Source organism: Micromonospora sp. CNZ285 (assembly GCF_004637285.1).
In genome coordinates this window covers 3217673-3239777 of the sequence record NZ_SPQD01000001.1, presented here as the reverse complement: position 1 = coordinate 3239777, position 22105 = coordinate 3217673, and the positions used below count along the sequence as shown (strand labels likewise).

Annotated in this window: 21 protein-coding genes; 10 read left to right on the top strand and 11 right to left on the bottom strand. The window is 72.1% G+C overall.

Annotation, left to right across the window (positions count from 1 at the left end; translation table 11 throughout):
• Window positions 1–63 precede the first annotated feature (63 nt).
• Window positions 64–795 carry an SDR family oxidoreductase gene (locus CLT75_RS14505; protein ID WP_135241143.1) on the top strand — a complete coding sequence of 244 codons (732 nt, stop codon included), beginning with the start codon at window positions 64–66 and terminating at the stop codon, window positions 793–795.
• 10 nt (window positions 796–805) lie between these two features.
• On the opposite strand, the gene CLT75_RS14500 is transcribed toward CLT75_RS14505, so the two are convergent.
• On the bottom strand, window positions 806–1582 hold the full coding sequence (locus CLT75_RS14500) for a hypothetical protein (RefSeq protein WP_135241142.1): 777 nt from the start codon (window positions 1580–1582) through the stop codon (window positions 806–808).
• Window positions 1583–1661: 79 nt separating this feature from the next.
• The gene (locus tag CLT75_RS14495) at window positions 1662–2138 is read right to left on the bottom strand and encodes a YfbM family protein (protein ID WP_135241141.1); all 477 of its coding nucleotides are present in this window, start codon (window positions 2136–2138) and stop codon (window positions 1662–1664) included.
• A 77-nt stretch (window positions 2139–2215) separates the two neighbouring features.
• On the opposite strand from CLT75_RS14495, the gene CLT75_RS14490 reads away from it, so the two are divergent.
• The gene (locus CLT75_RS14490) at window positions 2216–2620 is read left to right on the top strand and encodes an SRPBCC family protein (RefSeq protein WP_135241140.1); all 405 of its coding nucleotides are present in this window, start codon (window positions 2216–2218) and stop codon (window positions 2618–2620) included.
• Between the two features lie 138 nt (window positions 2621–2758).
• Here the strand turns inward: CLT75_RS14490 and CLT75_RS14485 are convergent, their stop codons facing one another.
• The 4 genes from CLT75_RS14485 to CLT75_RS14470 all read right to left on the bottom strand — a co-directional run bounded on the left by CLT75_RS14485 (window position 2759) and on the right by CLT75_RS14470 (window position 5173).
• Window positions 2759–2965, bottom strand: coding sequence for a hypothetical protein (locus tag CLT75_RS14485; RefSeq protein WP_135241139.1), 207 nt, complete (start codon window positions 2963–2965; stop codon window positions 2759–2761).
• A gap of 82 nt (window positions 2966–3047) precedes the next feature.
• The gene (locus CLT75_RS14480) at window positions 3048–4013 is read right to left on the bottom strand and encodes a S1 family serine peptidase (protein ID WP_135241138.1); all 966 of its coding nucleotides are present in this window, start codon (window positions 4011–4013) and stop codon (window positions 3048–3050) included.
• A gap of 216 nt (window positions 4014–4229) precedes the next feature.
• Window positions 4230–4415, bottom strand: coding sequence for a DUF397 domain-containing protein (locus CLT75_RS14475; protein WP_135241137.1), 186 nt, complete (start codon window positions 4413–4415; stop codon window positions 4230–4232).
• Window positions 4406–5173, bottom strand: coding sequence for a Scr1 family TA system antitoxin-like transcriptional regulator (locus CLT75_RS14470; protein WP_135241136.1), 768 nt, complete (start codon window positions 5171–5173; stop codon window positions 4406–4408). The genes CLT75_RS14475 and CLT75_RS14470 overlap by 10 nt, the downstream gene beginning before the upstream one ends.
• 88 nt (window positions 5174–5261) lie before the next feature.
• Here CLT75_RS14470 and CLT75_RS14465 point away from each other — a divergent pair, with 88 nt between their 5' ends.
• The gene (locus CLT75_RS14465; protein WP_013287403.1) at window positions 5262–5576 is read left to right on the top strand and encodes a hypothetical protein; all 315 of its coding nucleotides are present in this window, start codon (window positions 5262–5264) and stop codon (window positions 5574–5576) included.
• Window positions 5577–5641: 65 nt separating this feature from the next.
• Here CLT75_RS14465 and CLT75_RS14460 read toward each other — a convergent pair whose 3' ends face one another.
• On the bottom strand, window positions 5642–8497 hold the full coding sequence (locus CLT75_RS14460) for an aconitate hydratase (protein WP_135241135.1): 2856 nt from the start codon (window positions 8495–8497) through the stop codon (window positions 5642–5644).
• 156 nt (window positions 8498–8653) lie between these two features.
• Between CLT75_RS14460 and CLT75_RS14455 the strand changes: the two genes are divergently transcribed.
• Both CLT75_RS14455 and CLT75_RS14450 read left to right on the top strand, forming a co-directional pair.
• Entirely contained in the window at window positions 8654–9010 is a 357-nt protein-coding gene (locus CLT75_RS14455; protein WP_135241134.1) for a VOC family protein, read from the top strand.
• Between the two features lie 23 nt (window positions 9011–9033).
• Window positions 9034–9687 (top strand): DedA family protein, encoded by a 654-nt coding sequence (locus CLT75_RS14450; RefSeq protein ID WP_135241133.1) that lies wholly within the window; start codon window positions 9034–9036, stop codon window positions 9685–9687.
• 443 nt (window positions 9688–10130) lie between these two features.
• Here CLT75_RS14450 and CLT75_RS33285 read toward each other — a convergent pair whose 3' ends face one another.
• Entirely contained in the window at window positions 10131–11072 is a 942-nt protein-coding gene (locus CLT75_RS33285; protein ID WP_486485180.1) for a hypothetical protein, read from the bottom strand.
• A gap of 41 nt (window positions 11073–11113) precedes the next feature.
• Window positions 11114–11305, bottom strand: a complete 192-nt coding sequence (locus tag CLT75_RS14435) for a hypothetical protein (RefSeq protein ID WP_135241132.1) — start codon at window positions 11303–11305, stop codon at window positions 11114–11116.
• Here CLT75_RS14435 and CLT75_RS14430 point away from each other — a divergent pair.
• On the top strand, window positions 11304–12119 hold the full coding sequence (locus tag CLT75_RS14430; protein ID WP_135241131.1) for a C40 family peptidase: 816 nt from the start codon (window positions 11304–11306) through the stop codon (window positions 12117–12119). The two genes, CLT75_RS14435 and CLT75_RS14430, sit on opposite strands and share 2 nt — an antisense overlap.
• Before the next feature lie 41 nt (window positions 12120–12160).
• Entirely contained in the window at window positions 12161–12550 is a 390-nt protein-coding gene (locus tag CLT75_RS14425) for a hypothetical protein (protein ID WP_030274248.1), read from the top strand.
• Between the two features lie 52 nt (window positions 12551–12602).
• Here the strand turns inward: CLT75_RS14425 and CLT75_RS14420 are convergent, their stop codons facing one another.
• A complete protein-coding gene (locus CLT75_RS14420; RefSeq protein WP_135241130.1) occupies window positions 12603–14114 on the bottom strand; it encodes an APC family permease in 1512 nt (503 codons plus the stop codon).
• Between the two features lie 198 nt (window positions 14115–14312).
• Between CLT75_RS14420 and CLT75_RS14415 the strand changes: the two genes are divergently transcribed.
• Window positions 14313–14966 (top strand): GOLPH3/VPS74 family protein, encoded by a 654-nt coding sequence (locus tag CLT75_RS14415; protein ID WP_018788275.1) that lies wholly within the window; start codon window positions 14313–14315, stop codon window positions 14964–14966.
• A gap of 39 nt (window positions 14967–15005) precedes the next feature.
• Here CLT75_RS14415 and CLT75_RS14410 read toward each other — a convergent pair whose 3' ends face one another.
• Window positions 15006–15605: a GNAT family N-acetyltransferase gene (locus tag CLT75_RS14410; RefSeq protein ID WP_135241129.1), complete on the bottom strand. Its 600-nt coding sequence runs from the start codon at window positions 15603–15605 to the stop codon at window positions 15006–15008.
• 197 nt (window positions 15606–15802) lie between these two features.
• Between CLT75_RS14410 and CLT75_RS14405 the strand changes: the two genes are divergently transcribed.
• Both CLT75_RS14405 and pulA read left to right on the top strand, forming a co-directional pair.
• On the top strand, window positions 15803–16441 hold the full coding sequence (locus tag CLT75_RS14405; RefSeq protein ID WP_486485179.1) for a cellulose binding domain-containing protein: 639 nt from the start codon (window positions 15803–15805) through the stop codon (window positions 16439–16441).
• A 142-nt stretch (window positions 16442–16583) separates the two neighbouring features.
• The gene (pulA, locus tag CLT75_RS14400) at window positions 16584–22079 is read left to right on the top strand and encodes a pullulanase-type alpha-1,6-glucosidase (RefSeq protein WP_135241127.1); all 5496 of its coding nucleotides are present in this window, start codon (window positions 16584–16586) and stop codon (window positions 22077–22079) included.
• Window positions 22080–22105: the final 26 nt, after the last annotated feature.

Genomic DNA, 22105 nt, shown 5'->3' with positions numbered 1-22105 from the left:
GGGTATCGCCCGCTACCGAGGTGGTGTTGGAGGCCCGCCCGCCGCGCGGACAGGATCGAGACCATGAGCGAACGGACGATCGCGCTGGTGACCGGCGCGAACAAGGGAATCGGGTACGAGATCGCGGCCGGCCTGGGCGCGCTCGGCTGGCGGGTGGGCGTCGGCGCCCGGGACGGGCAGCGGCTCGCGGAGGCGGTGGCGAAGCTGCGCGCCGGTGGTGTGGACGCGTTCGGCGTACCGCTGGACGTGACCGACGACGCGAGCGTGACCGCCGCCGCCCGGCTGCTGGAGACGGAGGCCGGCGGCCTGGACGTGCTCGTCAACAACGCGGGCGTGACGGGTGGCGTGCCCCAGCACCCGGGTGACGTGGACGTCGCGACCATCAGGGCCGCCGTCGAGGTGAACGTGATCGGGGTGGTCCGGGTGACCGAGGCGATGCTGCCGTTGCTGCGCCGCTCGGCCTCGCCGCGGATCGTCAACATGTCCAGCGGCGTCGGCTCGCTGACCCGGCAGAGCGCCTCCACCGGCGAGGACCAGACCGGTCCGCTGTCGGTGGCGTACGCGCCGTCGAAGAGCATGCTCAACGCGGTGACCATCCAGTACGCGCGGGCGCTCGCCGGCACGGGCATCCTGGTGAACGCCGGCTGCCCGGGGTTCACCGCGACCGATCTGAACGGCTTCCGGGGCGTGCGGACGCCGCAGCAGGGCGCGGCGATCGGAATCCGGCTGGCGACGCTGCCGGACGACGGGCCGACCGGCGGCTACTTCGAGGACGCGGGCACGATCCCGTGGTGAGCGGCGCTCGTCAGCACCACATGACCGGGTTGCCGGTCGCCACCGACGCCGCGCACAGCCGGCGCAGCGGCTCCACGATGTAGGCGAAGTCGCCGCCCGACCGGCTCCGGGTCCGCACCGCGAGCCGTTCGGGCGGCGGCTCGCCGTGCTCGCCCACCGGCCGCATCGCCACCACCGTCCGCGTCCCGCCGGCGGTGAACTCCACCCGGTCGCCGGGCAGCGGCCGCTGGCCGAACCGGACGGCCCGGAACAGCGTGACCGGCGGGTCGGCGCGGTCGAGGACGAAGAAGCCGTCCGGATCGACCCCGGCCTGGAAGCCCGGGCCGAACATGAACACCCCGTGGTAGCTCTCGACGTACTGCATCAGCACCCGGCCGGTCGCCTCGTCGATCAGCTCCACCTCGTCGGTGATCCGGTCGGTGCGCGCGAACGCGTCCAGCTCGGCGAGCGCCACCGCCGCCTGGTCGGCCGGCAGCGAGCCGCCGTTGAGGTTCGGCAGCGCGGTGGCGAGCGTCGGGAAGCGCTCCGGGCCGGCGGCGCGTAGCGCCTGCTGGAACAGCCGCACACCGGCCCAGTTGGACACGTGCTCGCTCGCCTGCTCCATTGCCTTGTGCGGGCACGCCTCCGCCTGCCAGGCGTCGAACGTGCGGTGCGCGGCCTCGTTGCCCTCCCACGGCCGCAACAACGCGAGACAGCCCTCCTCGTCGATGCCGACCGGTTCGACCGGGCACGGGGTGGCGAGGCCGTCCTGCCAGCACCGGCAGTACACGAACGCGTCGAGTCCCACGCCGGCACGCTACCGGCGCCCGGCCGTCGGCGCGTACCCGTTTCCGGCGGCTCGTCTCCAGCGGCTCGTTTCCGGCGGGTCAGGTGACGGCGAGCAGCACGGCGTCGCCGCTCGCCGCCGCGTCGCGGTAGAAGTCGCGCAGCGCGGTGAAGTAGGGCAGCAGGTAGCCGTCGAACTCGTCGTCGCCGTCGTCCCAGATGTGCGGGTAGATCTCGGCCTCCGACATGGCCGCCGGGTCGAAGCGGGCCCGCAGTGTCGCGTCGTCCACCGCGTCGAGCCCGGCGGCCACGGCGCGCACGGCGTCGGGCATGAGCAGCCGGGCCGGGCCCATGCCGAGGTCCGGCCCGATCGGGTCGCCCCCGATGATCGCCGGGCCGGCGTCGCCCCGGACCTCGTACGTGGTGCCGTTCAGCAGGTAGTGCAGGCCGTGCCACGCCTTGTCGAGGTCGAGTTCGTCCGGACCGCCGTCGAACAGCGTGCCGACCGTGTCCGGGTCGGCCAGCACCGTCGCCAGCTCCTCGCCGGACAGCCGGCGTGCGGTGAACACCATGCCCATGTGGTCGTCTCCCGGAGTGTCGGTCGGAATCGGCGGCAGCGTAACGCGGGCGTCCGACAGCGTGCCATCATCGGCGCATGGCCTCGGAGTCCCGGCACCTCAGCGTCCACATCGACCGTCCGGTCGCGGAGGTCTACTCCTTCGCCGCCAACCCGGCGAACCTGCCCCGCTGGGCCCCGGGCCTCGGCGGCTCGGTCGTGCTCGTCGACGGCCACTGGTACGTGGACACACCCGAAGGGCGGGCGCGGCTGACGTTCGCCCCGGCCAACGAGTACGGCGTGCTCGACCACGAGGTGCTGACGCCGTCGGGCGAGACGGTCTACGTGCCGCTGCGCGCCATCGCCGACGGGGACGCCACCGAGGTGGTGTTCAGCCTGCGGCGGATGCCCGGCATGAGCGACGTGGACTTCGACCGGGACACCGCGCTCGTCGAGGCGGACCTGGCCCGGCTCAAGGCCGTGCTGGAGAGCGCCGCCGGCTGAGAGCGACCGCGGCGTCCATTACGAGTCGCGGGAAGCGGCCCGGGAAGAGGTCTGGCACCAGGGCCGGTGACCCGCTGGGAATGGGAATTGCGCATTCGATTCCGGCGAACGTAGATCCGGCGGACGCAATTCGGTGAATCAGTCGCCGATCGCGTCCCGCATTCGTTCCCTCGTCCAGTATGCGGACGGATCGGTGGCGCCGGGGCTCGGATTGTGCGTCGCGACCACCGGGCCGGGCGGCGCCGGTCGCCGCGCGCCCCCGTCGCGCGCCGCGACGACCACGACGGCCGCGGCCACGGCGAGCGCCGCGACGGCGGCCGCGCCGAGCAGCACACGATGTGACATGTCGCCTCCTCCGGGGCCGGGTGCCGGTCCGACTGGCACCGGTCCGCCTGGTGCGCCGGGCGGCACACCAGGCGGACGTCGTTCACCAGGTGTCGTTCGCGTACGTGTTGTAGAGCGTCCCCACCACCGCGGCGGAGAAGTACGGCGAGCCGTTCGTGTTCGAGCCGCTCGAGTAACTCATCACCCCATGCACGTCACCACGTCTGGTGGTGTTGTCGTAGCTGTAGTACCACGGGCCGCCGCTCGAACCGCCCCCGAAGCCGCAGTTCATCTCGATCCGGTTGCTGCCCGCGTCCCTCGACGTGCCCGAGCAGACCCACTGGATCTCGCCGCTGTCCTTGTTGCTCGGGTAGCCGAAGATGTCGTAGTGGTACGCCCGGCCACCGCCGGTGAGCAGCCCGTTCGCGCCGACCGCGTCCACGATCGACCGGCTGCCGTAGACGAGCGCGACGGCCACGTCGTACTGCCGCTCACGGGTGCTGATCCAGCCGCTGGGCACCGCGAGCGTGGACCAGTCCCAGGTGCCGTACGGCTGCGCGCCGTTGCGGTACGACGGCACGAACATCCAGTTCGCGGTGTGCCAGTCCCGGCCCGGCCCGTCGTGCACGCAGTGCGCGGCGGTGAAGACCATGTTGCGCGCCGGGCTGTTCACCACGCTCGCCGAGCAGTAGTGGCCCAGGCCGTCGGTCGAACTGGTGTAGAAGATCTTCCCCACCGTGATCGACTCGTTGAGCTGGGTGCCGAAGCCGCTGCCGTCCTTCGGCGCCACCGCCTCCGCGAAGCGCCGCACCCGCTCCGCCGTGGGACTCTGGGTGACCGGGCCGGCGGACTTCTCCACCTCGTCGGCAGGAGTGGCCGCCGCCATGCGCTCGGCCGTCCAGTAGGACCTGGCCTGCGAGGACGACCCCGCCTTGCGCTCGATCGACGTGACAGCGGCCGGAGCGGCCGTGCCTGCGGTGGTGCCGGTGCCGGCCAGCGCCGGAGTGCCGGCGAGGATCGCCGGCAGGATCAGGGCCGGCAGGGCCAGAAGTTTGATCGTCGTCTTCATGAAATCCTTCCCAGTGTTCGATTCCCGGATCGAAACTGGAGCGCCCCCGTTGTTCATCGCGATGCCGGCAACGTATCGACGGTATTCGGAGCGTGTCAACGAATCATGGACGTCGATTGTTTGCAGTGTCGGATGTGCGATCGGGGGCGATGGAATTCATCGAATAGCAATTTCTCAATGCGTGGGATGGGCGAAAGGGTGGCCCTTTCGGCCCGCTCAGCGGCGGGTCGACGTCACGAACCGGGTCCACGCGGCCGGGGTGAAGGTGAGCACCGGCCCGGCCGGGTCCTTTGAGTCGCGGACGCCGACCACACCGGGCAGGTTGCCGGCGACCTCGACGCAGTCGCCGCCGTTGCCGCCGCTGCGGGTGCTCTTGCGCCACCGGGCGCCGCTCAGGTCCATGCCGCCGCCACTTCCCTCAGCAGTTCCAGGGTCCGCGCGCGGGGAAGCGCCTCGCCCCGGATACGTTCCCACCGACGCTCCAGGGTAGCAATCTCCGAGGGCTGCTCGATGATCTGCGCGCGGGCCTGGCTGTCCACATGCGCCACCCGGTTGCCGTCGCGCAGCTCCGCGATGACGAACGGCCCGTCCAGCCCGGGATAGGTCGGCGTGTCCACCGGCACCACGTGGAGCTGCACGTTCGGCAGCTCGGCGCAGGCGAGCAGGTGGGCCACCTGCGCGGCCATCAGCGCCCGGTCGCCGGCGGCGGCGCGGCGCAGCACCTGCTCGTCGAGCACCACGACGTACAGCGGCCCGCGCGGCCGGGTGAGGATGCCCTGCCGGTCCAGCCGGGCGGTGACCAGGTCGGTGACTTCGTCGGCGGTCAGCGGCTGGCCGATGAACGTGGCCCGGGCGTACGCCTCGGTCTGCAACAGGCCCGGCACCCACGCCAGTTGGAAGGCTCGCAGCGCGACCGCCTCGCGTTCGATGTCCACCCACGGCCGGAACCAGACGGGCTCGCGGCGGCGGACCGCGTCCGGCCAGAGCGCCTCGATCGGCTGGCCCAGCAGGTTCGCCACAGTCGCGCGGTGCCGGCTCTGCGGGATGTGCCCGGGGTTCGCCCACCGGGCCACCGTCTTCGGGTGCAGGCCGAGCCGCTCCGCCAGGCTCTCGGCGGTGTGGCCGGCGCCCGCCAGCGCGGTGACGAAGGCGTGGTTCATGCCCATTCCTCCCCGGAGCAAAAGAACCGTCCGAAGGAGATTACACAACGCTGTGTGATTGTTCGGGCACCCTCGGCACGGTGGAGGCATGACCGAACCGACACCCACATCGGCGTACCCCCGGGTGGTGCTGCCGCTGACCGGCCACCGCGCGTGCGGTCCGGCCTGGCGCTGCGACCGCTGCGGCGAGCCCTGGCCGTGCCCGACCCTGCGGGCCGCGCCCACCGACGCGGCCCGCCGCGCCACGATGATCCCCGAGTTCTCCCGGCTCACCCGGCAGGCCATCCGCGACCTGCGCGGCCGCCCCGACGGCCCGGACCCGATCGCGATCGTGCGGCGCTTCCTGTGGTTCCTGCCGCTCACCGACTCCGAGGCACGCGCCGTCGCGCTCCGCCTGCGATGACGACGGTACGACGAGGGCCGCTCCCCGCCGGAGCGGGAAGCGGCCCTGTGTCAGTCGTACGCGAATCAGCTCGCGATCATGCGGCGCAGCACGTACTGCAGGATGCCGCCGTGCCGGTAGTAGTCCGCCTCACCCGGGGTGTCGATGCGGACCACGGCGTCGAACTCCACACCGGTGTCGGTGGTGACCTTCACCGTGCGCGGGGTCTCGCCGTCGTTCAGCGCGGTGACGCCGCTGATCGAGAACGTCTCGGTGCCGGTCAGGCCCAGCGACTCGGCGGTCTCGCCGCCCGGGAACTGCAGCGGCAGCACGCCCATGCCGATCAGGTTCGAGCGGTGGATCCGCTCGTACGACTCGGCGATGACCGCCTTCACGCCCAGCAGCATGGTGCCCTTTGCGGCCCAGTCACGCGACGAGCCCGAGCCGTACTCCTTGCCGGCCAGGATGACCAGCGGGACGCCCGCCTCCTGGTACGCCATTGAGGCGTCGTAGATCGAGGACTGCTCGCCGGTCAGGTGGTTGACGGTGAAGCCGCCCTCGACGCCCGGGACGAGCTGGTTGCGCAGCCGGATGTTGGCGAACGTGCCCCGGATCATCACCTCGTGGTTGCCCCGGCGGGAGCCGTACGAGTTGAACTCGTGCCGGGCCACGCCGTGCTCGGCCAGGTACTTACCGGCGGGGGAGTCCGCCTTGATCGAACCGGCCGGGGAGATGTGGTCGGTGGTCACCGAGTCGCCCAGCTTCGCCAGCACCCGCGCGTCGGCGATGTCCTGCACCGGGGCCGGCTCCTGCTGCATGCCCTCGAAGTACGGGGGCTTGCGCACGTAGGTCGACTCGCCGTCCCAGGAGAACGTGTCACCGGTCGGGGTCGGCAGCGACTGCCAGCGCTCGTCACCGGCGAACACGTCGGCGTACGCGGCGCTGAAGCCGGTCGCGCCGATCGCGGAGGCGATGACGTCCTGGATCTCGGCGCTGTTCGGCCAGATCTCCCGCAGGAACACCGGGTTGCCCTGGGCGTCCTCGCCGATCGGCTCGTTTGCCAGGTCGATGTCCATGGTGCCGGCGAGCGCGTACGCGACCACCAGCGGCGGGGACGCCAGGTAGTTCATCTTGACGTCCGGGTTGATCCGGCCCTCGAAGTTGCGGTTGCCGGACAGCACCGACACGACGGCCAGGTCGCCCTCGTTGACGGCGGCGGAGACCTCCTCCGGCAGGGGGCCGGAGTTGCCGATGCAGGTGGTGCAGCCGTAGCCGACCAGGTTGAAGCCGAGCTTGTCCAGGTACGGCGTGAGGCCGGCGCGGTCGTAGTAGTCCATGACGACCTTCGAGCCCGGCGCCAGGGTGGTCTTCACCCACGGCTTGCGGGCCAGGCCCTTCTCCACCGCGTTGCGGGCCAGCAGCGCGGCGCCGATCATCACCTGCGGGTTCGAGGTGTTGGTGCAGGAGGTGATCGCGGCGATCACCACGGCGCCGTGGTCCAGCTCGTACTCGACGCCGTCGGCGCTGGTCACGCGTACCGGATTGCTGGCCCGGCCGCCCGCGCCCACCGCGGCGGTCTCCAGGTCGCGCGGCGCGTCCGCCGGGTCGTTCACGCCGTTGGCGGGGGAGTCGCTGGCCGGGAAGGACTCGGCCGACGCCTCGTCGGCCGGGCCGTCGGCGCCGAACGGCTTCTCCTGCTGCGGCACGCCCGGCTTGCGGCCCGGGTCGCCGCCGGTCTCGTCGGCGGCCACGTAGTCGCTGAGCGCGGCGCGGAACAGCGTCTTGGCGCTGCCCAGCGGCACCCGGTCCTGCGGGCGCTTCGGGCCGGCCAGCGACGGCTCGATGGTGCCGAGGTCCAGCTCCAGGCGCTCGGAGTACTCCGGCTCGCGCTCCGGGTCGTGCCAGAGGCCCTGCTCCTTGGCGTACGCCTCGACCAGCGCCACCTGAGACGCGTCGCGGCCGGTCAGCTCCAGGTAGCGGACGGTCTCGGCGTCGATCGGGAAGATCGCCACGGTCGAGCCGTACTCCGGCGACATGTTGCCGATGGTGGCGCGGTTGGCGAGCGGCACCGCGCTCACACCCGGGCCGTAGAACTCGACGAACTTGCCCACCACGCCGTGCTTGCGCAGCATCTCGGTGATGGTCAGCACCAGGTCGGTGGCGGTGGTGCCGGCCGGCATCTCACCGGAGAGCTTGAAGCCGACGACGCGGGGGATCAGCATGCTGACCGGCTGGCCGAGCATCGCGGCCTCGGCCTCGATGCCGCCGACGCCCCAGCCCAGCACGCCCAGGCCGTTGACCATGGTGGTGTGCGAGTCGGTGCCGACGACCGTGTCCGGGTACGCCTGGCCGTTGCGCTCCATGATCGTACGAGCCAGGTACTCGATGTTGACCTGGTGCACGATGCCGGTGCCCGGCGGGACGACCTTGAACTCGTTGAACGCGGTCTGGCCCCAGCGCAGGAACTGGTAGCGCTCCTTGTTGCGCTCGTACTCCAGCTCGACGTTGCGCTCGAAGGCGTCCTCGCGGCCGAACAGGTCGGCGATGACCGAGTGGTCGATGACCAGCTCGGCCGGAGCGAGGGGGTTGACCTTGGTGGCGTCGCCGCCCAGGTCACGGACCGCCTCGCGCATGGTGGCCAGGTCGACCACGCAGGGCACGCCGGTGAAGTCCTGCATCAGCACCCGGGCCGGGGTGAACTGGATCTCCACGCTCGGGTCGGCGGTGGCGTCCCACGCGCCGAGCTGCTGGATGTGGTCGGCGGTGATGTTCGCGCCGTCCTCGGTCCGCAGCAGGTTCTCCAGCAGGATCTTCAAGCTGTAGGGCAGCCGCTCGTGGCCCTCCACCTTGTCGATCCTGAAAATCTCGTAGCTCGCGTCTCCGACGCGTAGCTGGGTCTTCGCACCGAAGGTGTCGAGGCTCGCCACGTCGTACTCCTTCACACCAGCGACCGTGAGTAGTCCTGAGCAGTTTGTCGCACCGACCGGTGCGCCGCCGTGGTTAGGCGACACTTACCTGCGTCGGTCTCTACAAAACCGTACGTCCGTCTTGCTATTCACGCAACCTCGTGCCACGCTGCGGGACGAGGAGGTGCCCCCATGATCCATCACGTCCTGCTCGCCTGCCCGCGCGGCTCCGAGGACGCGTCCCGCTCCTTCTACACCGGCCTGCTCGGCCTCACCGAGAAGCCCAAGCCCCCGGCCCTCGCCGCCCGCGGTGGTTGCTGGTTCACCGGGTACGACGCCGAACTGCACCTGGGCGTCGAGGACGACTTCCGCCCCGCCCGCAAGGCACACCCCGCGCTGCTGCGCACCGACCTGGACGAGCTGGCCGCCCGCCTGGACGCCGCCGGGCACACGGTTACCTGGGGCGACGACGAGATTCCCGGCATGCGGCGGTTCCACACGTACGACCCGCACGGCAACCGGCTGGAGTTCCTGGCCCCCGCGGGGTGACCGGGCGCGGGTAGGGTCGGCTGGTGGTCGACGTACAGCACTGGCTCGCCGCCCTCCCACCGGGCCTCATCTGCCTGCTCGTGGGCGTGGTGATCGGCGTGGAGAGCATGGGCATCCCGCTGCCCGGCGAGATCGTGCTGGTCAGCGCCGCCCTGCTCGCCGCCACCGGCGTCGTCGGGCCCGAGTGGGTGGCCGCCGCCGCGGCCACCGGCGCCATCCTCGGCGACTCCATCGGGTACGCCGTGGGCCGGCGCGGCGGCCGTCCACTGCTGGAACGCCTCGGCCGGCGCTTCCCGAAACACCTCGGCCCGGCACACCTGGCCCGCGCCGAGCTGAGCTTCGCCCGGCACGGCGTGTGGGCGGTGTTCTTCGGGCGGTTCGTCGCGCTGCTGCGCATCCTCGCCGGGCCGCTGGCCGGGGCGCTGCGCGTGCCGTACCGCCGGTTCCTGGTCGCCAACGCCGCGGGCGGGCTGGTGTGGGCGTTCGGCACCACCTACCTGCTGTTCTACGTGGGGCAGGCCGCCGAGCACTGGCTCAAGGACATCTCCTGGGCCGGGCTGGTGCTGGCCGTGCTGGCCGGCGTGGTCAGCACCGCGTGGCTGCGCCGCCGGGCCAAGCGCCTACACGTGCCCGAGCCTTCCGGCCAGCCCACCCCGGTCCCCGCCGCCGACCGCTGACCCCCGCCCCCAGCGCCTTCCCTCGCCCCTGCCCCCTGCCCCGGCCTGCCCTCGCCCCTGCGCCGCCGCCCTCGCCTGGTCCCGCTCTCGCCTGGCCCCGCTCTCGCCCGGCCCGGCACTCGCCCTTGCGCTGCCCGCCCCCACCAGGCCCCGCCTCACCCTTGCGCTGCCCGCCCCCATCCGCATCGTTGATCAAGGAGTTTGTGTCCTACAGCGGCTTTCGCAGTGACACAAACTCCTTGATCACCGATGCGGGTGGGCGGGCAGGCGAGCGGGGCGGGGTCACGGTGGACCGGCCAGCCGGACCGACCCGACCACTCCAGAGCGTCGATCATGAAGTTGGCGGCGACAAAGCAGACAGGAAACGCCGTCAACTTCATGATCGACGGGGCGGGGCGCGTGCCGACGAGGGCCTGCCGACGAGGGCGGGCGCGTGCCGGTGGTCAGGGGGCGGTGAGCAGGGTGAGCAGGGTGTCGCGGGCGGTGCGGACGGCGGCGCGGGACTCCTCGGTGTGGTCCAGCGCGTCGAATCCGTGCTGTCCGTTCGGCACGTCCACCATGCACAGCGGGATGCCTCGCCGCCGCGCGACAGCCGTGAACGCCTCGATCGTCGGGGCGACCTCGGGCCGCTCCCGCCCGGCCCGGGTCAGCACGAGCGTCGGCCGTGCCGCACCCTCCGCCTGCGCGGCGTCGACGTTCGCGCCGTCGGGAGAGGTCGTGCTCGGCCGAGTGGGGTCAACGCTGGCGTTGTTCGCGGAGGTCGCGTCCGGCTGCGGGGCGGTGACGTGCTCCCCGCTGGGAGATGCCGCCTCCGGGCGCGGGGCGTTGACGCCGGCGTCGTCGGGGGAGGTCGTGCCCGACGGAGCGGCGGCGTCCTGATCCGCGGGCAGGTCGAGGGCGTCGATCGGGCGGAAACGCGGGTCCACCGGCGGCCATCCGGGCAGCGGCGCCAGCAGCGGATACGTCGCGGCCACGCCGCGCAGCCAGGCGGGCGGGTCGCGGAGCCAGTCGCCGAGCAGCAGGCCGGCACCGGAGAAGAACCAGAGGCCGAGCCGGTCGGCGTCGACGCGCGGGTCGGCGCGGAGCAGTTCGGCGGCGGCGGCCACCCGGGCGGCGACCGTGTACAGGTCGTCCGGGCTCGCCACGGTGAGCCGGGGGATCGCGGCCAGCACGCCCGCCTCGGCGAGCAGTGCGCCGTAGCCCCGGTAGAGCGGCCAGTCCCGCGCGTCGGGAGCTTCGGGCGGCCCCGGTACGCCGTGCACGACGACGACCGCGGGATGCCGGCCGTCGCCGGCGGGTACGTGCAGGTCGACGTCGCCGTGCCGCTCCACGGCGGCAGGTGGGGGATCGAGGACGAACGGGCTCTCCCAGAAAACGGTTCCCATCATGGCGATGGTAGGAGAATCCGCCGCCCGCGACTGTCCGGTCAGGACGGCGACGATGCCTTGGCGTGCCGTTCGCGCAGCCGGTCCCGGATCTCCTCCGGGGTGTACGCCCGGCGCCGCCGTTCGGCGCGCGCCACCACCACGCCGGTCGCCGCGACGCCGGCGAGACCCGCGAGACCGAGTACCTTCCACCACCGCATCCGTTGCCGCATCCGCATAGGGTAGTCCTCCATGAGCATCAGCCTGGACGAGGCCGTGGAGCTGACCCGCACCGGCGATCTGTGGGTGTTCCGCGGACGCAGCGTGCCCGACCGGGCCATCCAGCTCACCACGAACAGCCCGGTGAACCACGTGGGCATGGCCGTGGTGCTCGACGACATGCCGCCGCTGATGTGGCACGCCGAGCTGGGCCGTTCGCTGCCGGACATGTGGACCGGTACGCACCAGCGCGGCGTGCAGCTGCACGACCTGCGCGACGCGGTCTGCGTCTGGGGCAACCGGTACGGCCAGCGGGGCTGGTTGCGCCAGCTCGAACCACCGGCGGACACCGCGATGGAGGAGGCGGTGCTGCGTACCGTGGCGCGCCTGGACGGGACGCCGTTCCCGTCCACCGCGCAGCTCGCCTGGCGGTGGGCCCGGGGCCGGCTGCCGCACCCGCGCCGCCTGAGCCTCGGTGGCCTTCGGGGCAGGACCGGCGACCGGAACCAGATCGGCATCCTGAGCCGGATCATCGACAGGGGCGAGACCGGCCGCCAGGGCAGGGCCGGCGATGCAGGCGACAGGCGCGGGGCTGGCGATACCAGCGACACCAGCAGGACCGGCGACACCAGCAGGACCGGCGACACCAGCAGAGAGAACGCGGCGGCGCTGGAGACGGCGTACTGCGCCGAGGTGGTCGCGGTGACCTACGAGGCGATGGGACTGCTGCCCGAGGGGCGACGGCCCAACTGGTACGACCCGGGGCGGTTCTGGAGCGGCGACGACCTGGCCCTCAGCGGCGGCGCGCGCCTCGGCGCCGAGATCGAGGTGCGGATCCCGCCGCGCTGAGGAAGGTTTGCCGCGAGCGCGCGCCGGTAATGAGGAGCGTCGTGACGGCTTCCACCGACCTCGACACGCTCACCGACTTCTTCGACCGGTACGGCGTGGCGCTGACCACCGCCGACGTGCCGGCCATCGCCGGCTGCTACGCCCTGCCCGGGCTAGTGGTCGCCGACACCTACAGCTTCTCGTTCACCTCGCCCGCGGCGGTGGCACTCAGTTTCGTCGGCGCCGCACCTGACTACCAGGAGCGGGAACTCGTCGCGGCGAACGCGCAGATCGAGGACGTGCAGCAGATCTCGGCGCTGCTCACCGAGGTGGCGGTGCGCTGGGAGTTCCTGGACAGCCAGGGCGGCGCGGTCCCCGGCGAGCGCTACCGCTACCTGCTGCGCACCACCGAGGACGGACCGGTGATCTGCACCGTCATCCGTACCGCCTGATCGTGGTGGTGCGGCGGCCGGCCCGCGTGGCCGGCCGCCGCACCTACTGACGTCAGCGGTGGTGGGCGCCGGCCCAGCGGTCGGCCTCGGGGGCCGGGTGCAGGCCGGGCTCGTGCAGGCCCTCCTCGGTGACCTGGCCGATCCGGCGGTACGTCTCCGGGCGGCTGGTGCGCAGGATCGCGCCCCAGATCAGGCCGAGTACGCCCGCCGCCACCGGGATCGCCGGGAGCAGCCACTTCAGGTAGCTCGCCGTGTCGGGGGCGAGCAGCGCGTCGAAGTTGAACAGCAGCACCAGCAGCACGGCGGTGAGCAGGATCGTGCCGAGCGCCGGGGCGATCGTCCGCTGCCACGCGCTCTCCGGGCCGGGACGTCCCCGGAAGAAGCCCACCACGGAGGCCGAGGTGAGCGTCATCAGCAGCACGACGCCGACAGCGGCGGCGCCGGACAGCCAGGTGAACAGGTCGATGACCGGGTCGCGGCCGGTCATCGCGAACGCCAGGAACACCACCACGGCGAGGACGCTCTGCACGAGTGAGCCCGCGACCGGCGCGCCGCTGCGGCTGGAGGTGGCGCCGAGGAAGCCCGGCAGGACCCGCTCCCGGCCCAGCGCGAACAGGTAGCGCGCCACGCCGTTGTGGAACGACAGCAGGGCGGCGAGCACGCTGGTGATGAACAGGACGTTGGCGATGTCGGCGACGACAGCGCCGGTGTACTGGTCGAGTGCGCCGAAGATGATGCCCGGACCCGCCTCGGCACTCGCTGCCGGGGCGTTCTCCGGACCGGTGAGCACGGTGAGCGCCCAGGCGGAGAAGGCGTAGAACAGGCCGGTGAACGCGACGGCGATGTAGGTGGCCCGGGCCACGGTGCGCCGCGGGTCCTTGACCTCCTCGCTGTAGATGGCGCCGCTCTCGAAGCCGGTGAAGGAGGCGATGGTGAACGCGAGCACCGCGCCGAAGCCGGCGCCGAACAGGTGGCCGGGGCTGATGCCGGCGGTGGTGACGGTGCCGCCGTCGGGGTTGGCGAAGGCGACCAGGTCGAAGATCAGTACGGCCACGCACTCGAGGATGAGCAGCACGGCGAGGACCGTGGCGTTGAGGTCGATGCGCAGCACGCCGAGCGCGCCGATGAACACCCAGGCCAGCAGCGCCCAGACCCACCAGTCGAGGCTGATGCCGGTCTTGGCGTCCATGAAGTCGCCCAGGATCGCACCGAGCAGGCCGTACAGACCGATCTGGATCGCGTTGTACGCCGCGAGCGCGACCGCCGAGCCGGCCACCCCGCCGGCCCGGCCGAGGCCGTTGGCGATGTACGCGTAGAACGCGCCCGCGTTGGCGACGTACCGGCTCATCGCGGCGTAGCCGGTGGCGAAGACGGCGAGCACGGCGGCCAGCAGCACGTATCCGAGCGCGGCGCCGATGTTGCCGCTGACCGCGTACATGGTGGTGACACCGCCGCCGAGAACGGTCAGCGGGGCGGACGCGGCGACGGTGAAGAAGACGAGGTGAGCGGTGCCGAGACGACCGCGGCGCAGCCCACCGTCGGAGAAGAACGGATCGGAGGACAAGGCTTCTCCAGGGGAGGGGGTGAAGGGATTGATGTGTCTACTTCGGAACAACCTGAAGCAGGGTATTGGTGATCACGTATCGTGACAACCCCGCTTCGATATCGATTGGGGTGCGCCTGAACGGCCGGAATTGAGCTGTGCGTGGTCATGCCGTACCGTCCCGTGTCGACGATCACGGCCACCGTTCGAGGATGGACCATGACCTACCCCGGGGCGCAGGCCACTTACCGGCTTGCGGATGCGCTGTTCCTTATCGGACACGACGAGTTCACCGGCAAGCCACACGTCGCGGTCGACCGGCTGGAGTGCGGGCTGGCCGGCGCCGCGCTCGCCGAGCTGATGTTCGAGGGCCGGATCGCCCTCGACGGAGGGGGGATCGCCGCCGTCGATCCGCGGCTGTGGCAGGAGCCGCTCACCGACCTGCTGATCACCGAGATCCTGCGCCGCGAGGGGGCGCATCCGGCCCGGCTGTGGATCCGCTACCTGCGGACCCAGCTCAACATCAACGAGCGGGTGGGCACCCGGCTGGTCACCGCCGGCGTGCTCCGTCGTGAGCAGGGCAAACTGATCGGCCGGACGGTGCGCTGGCCGGCCATCGACCCGAACCAGGCGGCCTCGCCGCGGGTGCGGCTGACCGCGATGCTGATGCACTCGTCCCCGGCCGAGCTGGACCCGGGGACGCTGCTGCTGGCGACGCTCGCCGAGGCGGTCGGTCTGGCCGCGCACATCTTCGACCCGCAGGTGGCAGCGCGGATGCGCGACTGCCGCCGGTTCCTGCCGGCTCAGCTCGAGGGGCTGCTCGCCGCCGTCGTGGGCGCGCTCGACGTCACCACCACGACGGTACGGCGGTGACGTCCCGCCCCGGACCGAGCCGGGGCGGGACGGTACGGGTCAGGAAGGGTCGCGCCACATCGGGTAGAGGCTGGGGCCCTCCGGCAGGTCCAGCGTGACCGGACGGCGCCGGAATCCGAGCCGCTCGTAGAGCGCGGCGTTGCGCGGCGAACTGGCCTCCAGGTACGCGGCCGTACCGGCCTGATCCAGCTCGGCCAGCTTGTTACGCAGCAGCGCCGACCCGACGCCCTTGCCGTGATGGTCCGGGTGCACCGCGATGAAGGGCAGGTACCAGTGCGGCTCACCCGGGTGCCGGGCGCTCATCATCTCGTCGAGCGTGCCGAACCGCTTCATGGCCTCCGCGCCGATCGCGGTCTCCATCCCGTCGAACTCGCCGCCGTCCTCGGCGTCGTGTCCCTCGCCGGTGGGCAGCCAGAGCGTGGCACCCAGGCCGTCGCCGGCGATGTGCACCTCACCGGTGCGCAGCGCCAGCGCGACGAACGGTCCGAAGAAGGCGGGATGGACCCGGGCGCGGTGGTCGTCGGCCGGGAAGACCCAGCCGCTCACCGGATCCCGCATGAACGCCTCGGCGAGGATCGCGGTCACGACGGCGGCATCCGCCGTGGACGCCCGCCGGATGTTGCCCTGCCACTCAGTCACTGGCCAACCGTCCTACCGGCTCGACGAGCCATTGTGGTCATTGATCGGCGTGCAAGGTATCAGGTGTCCCCGCCGCATGGCAGGCCCCCGATCGCGGGCGCTCGCCGCGACCCGGTCCGTGTGGCTACGCTGGCCCGGACCCCGACAGGAGGACCATGTCCCGCACGCGCCGCCCCGGTCCGCAGCCCGGAGCCGCCATGACCTCGTCCCCCTGGATCCTCGTCGCCGCCGGCGTGGTCGTCATGGTGGTCCTGCTGGTGGTGGCGCTCGGTTCGGTGCGGGGCCGCAGCACGTTCCCGGCGGCCGGCCCGGCGGATCCGCCGATGTCGCTGCCGGGCATGCCGCTGACCCCCACGGCGGCCGGCGCCACCGGCCCGTCGCCGGTCTCCGCCACCGCTGCGGTGGTGCCGGGCCTGTCGCCCCGGTCCACCGTGGTGCCGGCCCGGCCGACGCCTGCCGCGCCGACCTCCAGCCCTCGGGGCGTGGCCCGGCCGGTGCTGCCCCCGCCGCCTCCGCCGCCGTCGGCGGTGACCGGCCGGTACAGCGTGCCGAGCGTCTTCGACGGCGGCTTCATCGGCGAGGTGCTGCTCGTCAACACCGCGCGTACGCCGCAGGGCTGGACGGTCCGCGCGACGTTCCCCGGTGGCCGGCTGGTCACCGCCTGGGTCGAGGGCGCCGAGCAGGGCGTGTTCGGCTTCGACAACGGCGTCCTCACCTACCGCAGCGGGTTCGACCTGGCCCCCGGGCAGTCCCTGCCGGTGCGGTTCCACATCGAGCGGGCCGGTACCCGGCCGGTGAGCTGCACCGTCGACCGATCGCCCTGCGCCGAGCGGTAGATCCGGCGGCCCGGACCGGGCCGGCGGATACGTCTCCTCTTGCAAGGTGTCTGCTTTATTGCGGCAGTGTTTGCAAGGTATTGCAGAATGTTTCGGCAAGGGCTAGCGTGCGGGCGAATCAGCGACCAGAGAAAGGCCGTCGATGAAACCGCCGCCGATATCCCCCAAGGCGCTGCTCGCCCTGGTCACCTCCCTCGTACTCACTCTCGTCGGCGTGCCGGTGGCCCTCCACCAGCTCGGCGCCGACGCCACCGGCACGGCCGCCACCCCCGACGTCCTGGCCGCCGGCAACGCTCCGCAGTGGAACCGTGAGCCGTCCGCCGACGCGCTGCTCAAGGCCGGCACCGGCACCGCGAAGGCCGAGCAGTTCTACTTCGTCCTGCCGGACCGGTTCGCCAACGGCGACAAGCGCAACGACACCGGCGGCCTCACCGGCGGCCGGCTCACCACCGGTCTCGACCCGGCCGACAAGGGCTTCTACCACGGCGGCGACCTCAAGGGCCTGATCGACCGGATGGACTACATCCAAGGGCTCGGCACCACCGCCATCTGGCTCGCGCCGATCTTCAAGAACCGCCCGGTGCAGGGCACCGGCGCGGACGTCTCGGCCGGCTACCACGGCTACTGGATCACCGACTTCACCCAGGTCGACCCGCACTTCGGTACCAACGCCGAGCTGAAGAAGCTGGTCGACCTGGCCCACCGCCGGGGCATCAAGGTCTACCTCGACATCATCGTCAATCACACCGCCGACGTCATCCGGTACGCCGAGGACAAGTACGGCTACGTGGACAAGAAGACCGCGCCCTACCGCGACGCGCAGGGGCGTCCCTTCGAGGACCGCAACTACGCCGACGGCACCCGCAGGTTCCCGGCGGTGAACTCGACGTCGTTCCCGTACACCCCGGTGTTCGCCACCCCGGCCGACGCGAAGGTCAAGGTACCGGCGTGGCTGAACGACCCGACCATGTACCACAACCGCGGTGACTCCACCTTCGCCGGGGAGAACAGCGAGTACGGCGACTTCTTCGGCCTCGACGACCTGTGGACCGAGCGTCCCGAGGTGGTCCGCGGCATGACCGACATCTACGCCCAGTGGATCGGCAAGGCCGGCGTGGACGGGTTCCGCCTCGACACGGTCAAGCACGCCAACCTCGACTTCTGGCCGCAGTTCGCGCGCGGTATCGACGCCGCCGCCGCGAAGGCCGGCAAGAAGGACTTCTTCATGTTCGGCGAGGTCTACAGCGCCGAGCAGGAGATCCAGTCCACCTACGTGCGGCAGGGCGGACTGCCCGCCACGCTCGACTTCTCGTTCCAGGAGGCGGCACGCGGGTACGCCGCCGCCGACGGCTCGGCCAAGACGCTCGCCGACGTGTACGCCAAGGACGACCTGTACTCCGCGCGGGACACGAACGCCAACCGGCTCACCACGTTCCTGGGCAACCACGACATGGGCCGGATCGGCTCGTTCGTCGCCGCCGCCGGCGGTGACGACACCACCCAGCTGAACCGCAGCCGGCTCGCCCACCAGCTCATGTTCCTCACCCGCGGCCAGCCGGTCGTCTACTCCGGCGACGAGCAGGGCTTCACCGGGCCGGGCGGCGACAAGGACGCCCGGCAGGACATGTTCGCCTCGCGGACCGCCGACTACCTCGACGACGACCTGATCGGCACCACCCGCACCCACGCCGCCGACCAGTACGACACCCGCCACCCGCTCTACCGGACCATCGCCGAGCTGGGCGAGCTGCGGACGGCGCACCCGGCGCTGCGCGACGGCGTGCAGGTGACCCGGTACGCGGCCGACGGGCCGGGCGTCTTCGCGTTCTCCCGCGTCCTGCCCGCCGACCGGATCGAGTACGTGGCGGCGGTGAACAACGCCGCGACCCCGCAGACTGTCACCGTGGACACCTGGTCGGCCGGCGCCCGCTTCACCGGCGTGTACGGCGGCGCCGCGGACGCGACGGCCGGCGCGGACGGCAAGCTGAGCGTCACCGTGCCGGCCATGTCGGCGCTGGTGCTCAAGGCCGGCCGGGCGATCCCGCAGGCCGGGGCGCCGACGATCACGATCACCGAGCCGGGCGACGCCCCGGTCCCCGGCAAGGCCGCCGTCACCGCCCAGGTGACCGGCGACCCGCTCGCCACCGTCACGATCGCCGCCCGGGTCGCGGGCGGCAAGTGGACGCTGCTCGGCACCGCGCACCGCGCGCCGTACACCGTGCACCACGACCTGACCGGCCTGCCCGGCGGCACCCGCGTGGAGTACAAGGCGGTGGTCCGCGACGGCAAGGGCCGCACCGCCACCGCCCGCGCCACCGGCACCGTCGGCACCCCCGCCCAGGGCGCGTCGCGGGACTGGGCGATCGTGCACTACCAGCGCCCGGCCGGCGGGTACGACGACTGGCGGCTCTACGCCTGGGGCGACATCGACCCGGCGTACGTGACGCAGTGGCCCGCCGGGCAGCCGTTCGCCGGTGAGGACTCGTACGGCCGGTTCGCCTGGGTCAAGCTCAAGCCCGGCGCGAAGACCGTCGGCTTCCTCGTGATCGACGGCGACGGCTACAAGGACGTCGCGAACGACCGCACCATCGACGTGACTGCGACCGGCGAGGTCTGGGTCAAGCAGGGCGACCCGGCGGTCTACCCGACGCGGCAGGCCGCCACCGGCGAACCCGACCCGCCCGTCGCCCAGGACACCGCGCTGATCCACTGGCGCAAGGCCGACGGGAACTACGACGGCTGGGGCCTGCACCTGTGGGACGGCGCGGCGACCCCGACCGACTGGGCCGCCCCGCTCAAGCCGGAGAAGATCGACGCGTACGGCGCGGTGTTCCGGGTGCCCCTCGCCGCCGGGGCGACCGGGCTGAGCTACATCATCCACCGAGGCGACGAGAAGGATCAGCCCGAGGACCAGCGGCTCGACTTCGCCGGCGCCGGGCGCGAGGTGTGGCTGCTCGCCGGTGTGAAGGGGCGGCTGCTGCCGACCACCACGTCCGGCGCCGCGAAGGATCTCGACCTGACCAAGCAGAAGGCGCAGTGGATCGACAGGTCCACAGTGGCGTGGGCGACCGGGCCGACCGACGGCAGGCGGTACGCGCTGGCAGTCGCCCCGGCCGGTGGGATCGGCCTCGCCGACGGTGAGCTGACCGGCACGTACACCACCATCGGACTGCGGGCGCAGCGCAACGGGCTGACCGAGGCGCAACGGCAGGCGTACCCCCATCTCTGGGCCTCGCGCGCCTTCTCGCTGGACCGCGCCGACCTGGCCAGGGTGCCGGCGGCGCTGCGCGGCCAGATCGTGGTGACCGAGCGGGACGCCGAGGGCGCGCTGCTCGCCGCCACCGGCGTGCAGATCCCCGGCGTGCTCGACGACGTCTACGCGGCGGCGACCGGCGCGAAGCTCGGCCCGACGTTCGCCGGCCGGGTGCCCACCCTGGCGGTGTGGGCGCCGACCGCGCGGACCGTGTCGCTGGAGCTGTTCGACTCGCCCACGGCCCAGCCGACCAGCGTGGCGATGCGCCGCGACGACCGCACCGGCGTCTGGTCGGTCCGCGGCACGAAGGCGTGGAACGGCCGCTACTACCGCTACCGGGTGCAGGCTTGGCAGCCGGCCACGCAGAAGATGGTCACCGCGTCGGTGACCGACCCGTACTCGGTGGCGCTCGCGGCGGACTCCACGCACAGCCAGATCGTCGACCTGACCGACCCGGCGCTCGCGCCGGCCGGCTGGGCGAACCTGCGCAAGCCGGCCGCCCCGCCGGCGTCGAAGGTCCAGATCTCCGAGCTGTCGGTACGGGACTTCTCCATCGCCGACACCACGGTTCCCGCCGACCGGCGAGGCACCTACCTGGCGTTCACCGACCCGGACAGCGCCGGCATGAAGCACCTGCGCAAGCTCGGCGACGCCGGGGTCAACCACCTGCACCTGCTGCCGGCCTTCGACTTCGCCACCATCCCGGAGAAGCGGGCCGACCAGGCCCGGCCGAACTGCGACCTGGCCGCGCTGCCGCCGGCCTCCGACGAGCAGCAGAAGTGCGTGGCGGCCGTCGCCGGCACCGACGGCTACAACTGGGGGTACGACCCGCTGCACTACACGGTGCCCGAGGGCGGGTACGCCACCGACCCGAACGGCGCGAAGCGCACCACCGAGTTCCGCCAGATGGTCGCCGGGGTGAACAAGGCCGGCCTGCGGGTGGTCATGGACGTGGTCTACAACCACACCTCCGCCGCCGGCGCCGACCCGAAGTCGGTGCTCGACCAGGTGGTGCCGGGCTACTACCACCGGCTGCTGGAGGACGGCACCGTCGCCAACTCCACCTGCTGCGCCAACACCGCGCCGGAGCACGCCATGATGGGCAAGCTCGTGGTGGACTCGCTGGTGACCTGGGCCAAGGCGTACAAGGTGGACGGGTTCCGGTTCGACCTGATGGGCCACCACCCGAAGGCGAACATCCTGGCCGTACGGGCCGCGCTGGACAAGCTCACGCTCGCCCGCGACGGCGTGGACGGCCGGAAGATTCTGCTGTACGGCGAGGGCTGGAACTTCGGCGAGGTCGCCGACGACGCCCGGTTCACGCAGGCCACCCAGGCCAACATGGCCGGCACCGGCGTCGGCACGTTCAACGACCGGCTCCGCGACGCGGTGCGCGGCGGCGGCCCGTTCGACACCAACCCGCGGGTGCAGGGCTTCGCCTCCGGCCTCTACACCGACCCCAACGGCGACGACGTGAACGGTTCGGCCGCCGAGCAGCGGGCCCGGCTGCTGCACCAGCACGACCTGATCAAGGTGGGGCTGACCGGGAACCTGCGCGGCTACCGGTTCACCGACTCCACCGGCAAGCGGGTCACCGGGGCCCAGGTCGACTACAACGGCGCCCCGGCCGGGTACACCGCCGCGCCGGGCGAGGCGGTCACCTACGTCGACGCGCACGACAACGAGATCCTGTACGACGCGCTGGCGTACAAGCTGCCGCAGGGGACCTCGGCGCAGGACCGGGCCCGGATGCAGGTGCTCGCGCTGGCGACCACCGCGCTCGGGCAGGGCGCCGGGTTCGTGACCACCGGCTCCGAGCGGCTGCGTTCGAAGTCGCTGGACCGCAACTCGTACAACTCCGGTGACTGGTTCAACCAGATCCGGTGGGACTGCGCCCAGGGCAACGGGTTCGGCGCCGGACTGCCGCCGGAGGCCGACAACAAGGACAAGTGGTCGTACGCGAAGCCGCTGCTTGCCGATCCGTCGCTGGTGCCGGACTGCGCGGCGATCGACCTGGCCGACGCCCGGTACGCGGAGCTGCTGCGCGTGCGCCGGTCCTCGCCGGTGTTCGGGCTCGACACCGCCGAGCAGGTGCAGAAGCGGGTGGCGTTCCCGCTGTCCGGAACGACTGAGACCCCGGGCGTGCTCACCATGACCCTCGACGCGCGAGGGCTGGACGGGACGTGGAAGTCGGTGACAGTCGTCTTCAACGCCACGCCGGAGACGGCGAAGCAGACGGTCACCGGGCTGCGCGGGGCGAACGTGGCACTGCACCCGGTGCTGCGGAACTCGGCCGACCCGGCGCTGCGTACCGCGTCGTTCGACCGGGCCGCAGGCACGTTCACGGTGCCCGCGCGCAGCGTGGCGGTGTTCGTCCAGAGCTGACCGACACGGCGAAACCGGCCCCCTGC